At 68.8% G+C, this 1,533-nt stretch carries 1 protein-coding gene and 1 pseudogene; both read left to right on the top strand.

The genetic code is table 11. The features are described 5' to 3' along the window. Positions 1-916 (top strand): annotated as a pseudogene (locus E1283_RS36085) (ATP-binding protein); the annotation flags it as partial. 28 nt (positions 917-944) lie between these two features. Further along, a partial coding sequence (locus E1283_RS36080) for a hypothetical protein (protein ID WP_132822376.1) occupies positions 945-1,533 on the top strand: 589 nt, incomplete at its 3' end.

The raw sequence follows: 1,533 nt of genomic DNA, 5'->3' as shown, positions 1-1,533 counted from the left end.
CATCCCCGAAGGCGACTGGCAGGGCGAGGTCCGCAAGCGCCGCCTCCTGCTGCTCGCCTCACTGGCCCGCACTGTCCTGGGCCGCGACCTGCACCCCATGGAACACACGGCCGCCGACATCGCCCTGGACACCGCCACCCAGCACGCCACCGCGCAAGGGCGAACGCCACTCATCGGCGACATCGGCCGCGTCCTCAACACCCCACATCTGCTCACCGATGCCAGCGGCACCCTGGCCGGCGACCTCGCCAACGCCGCCCGCGACCTCGCCCACGCCCTACGACGCCTGGTCGCCGGCGACCTCGCCGGCCTGTTCGATGCACCCTCCACCACCGCATTCGACCCCGGTGTCCCCATCCTGACCATCGACCTCTCCCGCATGGACGGCGCGGGCGACGACACTGCCCTCGTCCTGGCCATGACCTGCGCCGCAGCCTGGATGGAATCCGCCCTCTCCGACCCCACCGGCGGACAGCGCTGGGTCATCTACGACGAGGCATGGCGCCTGATGCGCCACCTCGCTCTCCTCGAGCGCATGCAGGCCCACTGGAAACTCTCCCGCGGCCTCGGCATCGCCAACCTCGCCGTCATCCACCGGCTCTCCGACCTGCTGGCCGCCGGCGACGCAGGATCCCGCGGCCGCGCCCTGGCCGAAGGACTCCTCGCCGACTGCTCCACCCGCATCATCTACCGCCAAGAAGCAGACCAACTCGCCTCCGCCGCAGGACTCCTGGGGCTGACCGGCACGGAGGCCGAGGCCGTCTCCGCGCTCACCAAGGGCCGCGGTTTGTGGAAGGTCGCCTCCCGCTCCTTCATCACCCAACACCTCCTCCACGCCAACGAAGCCGCCCTCTTCGACACCGACGCCCGCATGACACGAGACCAACCTCAGTTCCCTGACAGGACACCAGGCTGACCGCCCCCGACTGGGAAGAGCCCCGCCCATGAACGAAGCCGTAGCTATCAATCACACACGGGCAAGCGGCATCACCGCCCGGGACACCACGAACGACGACTTCGTGCCCAAAGTCCTGGCCTGGGTCGGCTTCCGACCCACCGACGAAGCCAACACCTACGCTCTGCCGCACAGCGTCCCCCTGGACGAAGCGCGACAGCGCATCTTCCGCGCCCTGCAGATCCTGGAGGGACGCGACATCACGACCGTCACCCAGGTCGAACTCCTCCCCTGGCCGCCACCCGTCATAGACCTGCCCACCGCCATCAACGCGGTGGGCGACCTCACCCGGCAACTCCCCAACATCTGGCACCCCGACGAGCTCGCGTGGCACCTCCACCAGCTCGTCGCCACCGACGGCGAATCACTCCTCACCGCCATCCGTACATGCCTGCAGACAACACGCGAGTGGACGGCCCGCAGCGGAGGCCATGACATGACCCCGCTCCTCGACGCCCTCACCCAAGCCGACCACACACTCCAGACGGTCCAACAGCGACTCGAGGAAGCCCTCCCTGAACTCAACCGGCTCGCTCACGCTGAAAGCGTCGATCAGCCCTCCCCGCCCTCCACCATCA

Origin of the sequence: Streptomyces hainanensis, from assembly GCF_004348415.1 — a bacterium.
In the GTDB taxonomy this organism is placed as follows: Bacteria; Actinomycetota; Actinomycetes; order Streptomycetales; family Streptomycetaceae; genus Streptomyces; species Streptomyces hainanensis.
Note: the sequence above shows the minus strand (reverse complement) of the source record. Positions and strands in the feature narration are given on the sequence as shown.